The 2,909-nt window shown below is 59.6% G+C and carries 2 protein-coding genes and 1 pseudogene; 2 read left to right on the top strand and 1 reads right to left on the bottom strand.

What is annotated here, in order from left to right:
- Both Q9R47_RS24180 and Q9R47_RS24175 read left to right on the top strand, forming a co-directional pair.
- Nucleotides 1–2,152, top strand: a 2,152-nt coding sequence (locus Q9R47_RS24180; RefSeq protein WP_404977209.1) for a hypothetical protein, incomplete at its 5' end; no start/stop codon positions are given.
- Nucleotides 2,152–2,496 (top strand): hypothetical protein, encoded by a 345-nt coding sequence (locus tag Q9R47_RS24175; RefSeq protein WP_311235640.1) that lies wholly within the window; start codon nucleotides 2,152–2,154, stop codon nucleotides 2,494–2,496. The genes Q9R47_RS24180 and Q9R47_RS24175, both read left to right, overlap by 1 nt.
- Before the next feature lie 301 nt (nucleotides 2,497–2,797).
- On the opposite strand, the pseudogene Q9R47_RS24170 reads toward Q9R47_RS24175, so the two are convergent.
- Nucleotides 2,798–2,909 (bottom strand): annotated as a pseudogene (locus tag Q9R47_RS24170) (integrase core domain-containing protein); the annotation flags it as partial.

Raw genomic sequence — 2,909 nt, 5'->3', positions numbered from 1 at the left:
CAAGGACATCGCGCGCAACGTGCTGGGCGACGCGAGCCTGTGGTGGCGCATCGCGGAGGCCAACAGCCTGGCGGTGTCGGGCGATGGGGCGCTCACGGCAGGGCAGACGCTGACGGTTCCGAAGCTGTCGCTGAATGCGAACAGCGTGGACACGTTCCAGCCGTACGACCCAAGCCAGGCGATGGGGAGCATGGATCCGGTGCTGCCGGTGCCGGGGAATGGGGGTAACTGCGGCGCCGTCGGCAAGATCATCATGGTGGTCATCGCTGTCGTAGTGACCTATCTGACCGCAGGCGCAGCCTTGAACGCACTGGGACCGGTCCTTTCCGGGGCACTGGGAGGCGCTGCCGGCTCCATAGCCAGTCAAGCGGCCGGTAATCTCATGGGTATCCAGGACGGCTTCAGTTGGAAGGGTGTAGCAATGGGTGCCATTGGCGGCGGTATCGCTGGAGGCTTGGCAAGTTCGAGCCTTCTGGGAGGAACAGGCTTCACCGAGACGGTCGTGCGTGCAGCCGTGGGCAACGCGATGGGTCAAGGGATTGGTGTAGTAACCGGTCTGCAAAGCCGTTTCGACTGGAAGGGCGTGGTCGCGAGTGCAGTCGGTGCTGGTGTGGGCTGGGGCATGAACGAGGCAATGGGCCTGACGGACGTCAATGGACGGCCGACGCAGATGTACGACGGCGTGGAGATGTTCGCGCGTGCGGGCCTGAGCGGCTTCGCGGCGGGCACGGCAGCGGCCGTGATGCGCGGTGGACGCATCAGCGTGCAACAAGTGGCGACCGATGCGTTCGGCAATGCGTTGGGCAGCAGCGTGGCGGACATGATGACGCCGCGGGACTCGATCTACAGCCTGTCGCCCACTGGTACACGTGGACTGGGGATGCAGGCACCAGCCCAATGGGATACGCAAAGTTGGACGGGGTACGACCAGTTCGTTGAAGCGTTCAGAAATCCATCGCAGATGACCGGTGATGGAGTGCAGTTGGCATCCAACATGAGCGGAGGAGTCATTCTGGACAATGGCGTTCCTGCAGGAACGCCACAGGTCAACCTTCCCAACGCTTACTTCAAGCCGACCATGCCGGAGGCAATCCCTGTTCCACCAGACGACGTCATGCCGGTTTTGTCGGAAGTGACCGTGAAGGCCAGCAAGCAGCCTGACGCACTGCTGTCTGATGTGACTGTTTTGGGCAAGCGGGAATTGATGACGCGCGAGGATTTCCGGCTTTCTGAGTTGGAGTACCGCAACCGCACGGAAACCCTCAGCGAGTTCGATAAAAATATCTACCGTGCGCAAGGCGTATATGACGCGGGGAAAGGCATGGTGGAGTCGGGCCTCTACAGCTTCGGCGTGATCGGCACCGCGGAAAGCCGTGCCCAATGGGCCTTGCAGACCTCGGCCGCGGCGGTGCAGGGCATCGCACGGCTGTGGAACGAGCCGCGCGCGGTGTTCAATGAGTGGAGAAGCGACTTCATGGGGAACGACCCCATGAAGATCCGCCAAGCGTCGGCTCAGGCAACGGGTGTGGGGTTGGGTGTGGTGAGCGGGCTGCGTGCCACGAGAGGCTTGGCGGTGAAGATGGCAGAGATGCCGGGGCCGGTGGCTGGTAGCAGGGCTGCTCAGTTGGGAGGAGTCAAAATTGGCGGGGATGTGCCTAGCAAGGCAGTGGTGTATGAGTCCCGTGCAACTGGCAATACTGCAGACTCCATGGCGGCGCACCCCAACTACGTGGGTGACCTACCTTTCTCATACAAAGCCGCTTCGTTCCAGCGGTTCGTTCAGCGCTTCGGTGACGAGTTCTCCGCAGCGGGATTTGATGATGCACGCGGCTTCATGCAAGGTAGTGCTGCCTCTGGCGTCAAATACTCGACGAGTGAGGTGCTTGATGCAAGGATGGGGGTCCTACCGTCTGACTATGATGTGGCCTTGGTCAGCCCGAAGCTTGCGCAGCGGGCACAAGAACTTCGATTGAACGTTTTCAACGGCCCGCTTACTGCCGACGAGGTCGGGGCTTTGGGGCTAACTAGCGCGCAGAACGCCCTTACCGCCGCATCCAAGTACCAACTGCCGGTCAACTTCAAGATATATGGCTCGGCTCAAGCCGTATTTGATGCTCAGAAGACAATTCCTTTTAGTGATTGGATGAAGTGATGTATTTCTTAACCGTCAAAGCGGGTGATGAAATTGTGCGTGACCGCACTCCGTTTGCAGACTATTCAGAAGCTTTGGCCGCGTGCGGTGAGTACTACGAGCCGAGGGCTGCCGGAGCCGTATTGAATTTCACATCGGTAGTCACAGGAAAGAAGTTCATGCGTTCTTATGCTCACCTGACTAGGTTGGCTGACTTGGGTGAAGTTTCGCGCGATTCTCCCCAAGCCGTAGTGGCTGCCAAACAGAGCAATGCCTTCTCGTTTTCGAAGTCATACGCCTTTCTCGTTGAGAGCGAGGACGGTGTCCATGAGGCCGAGCGAAGGGCTCGTGAGGATGATGAGTGAAGTTGAAGCAGCTTGGGCTTAGCCCGGTTTCCCGGACGCTTTGCCTAGCTGTGAAGCTTCAATAGGTTGTATCCGGTGTTCATCCGGATTGGGTTTGAGAGACTGGAAGTCGCCAAACACCCAATCTACTCAGGACGCCCAACCGGATGAACACCCATAAGCATGCCCGACTTACCTTCGTGCGCCGACTCGAGATGGTCAAACAGATGACTTTGTGATGTTGCCCCCGTATTCCCGGCCCCGTCCTATTCGCAATAAAGCGACTGGTCCATCGATGGCTCCAGCCGCACCCGGCGGCCTGTTGCCGCCTGAACTCCCGAGGCGAGCGCATTTTCAGCGACGAGTGCGGATGCACCTCGTTGAAGTGCTCGAAGGCTGCTGGCAACTGTGCCAGCACCGCCCGTGCATCACGT

Origin of the sequence: Acidovorax sp. PRC11, assembly GCF_031844105.1 — a bacterium.
Classification (GTDB): domain Bacteria; phylum Pseudomonadota; class Gammaproteobacteria; order Burkholderiales; family Burkholderiaceae_C; genus Paracidovorax.
Note: the sequence above shows the minus strand (reverse complement) of the source record. Positions and strands in the feature narration are given on the sequence as shown.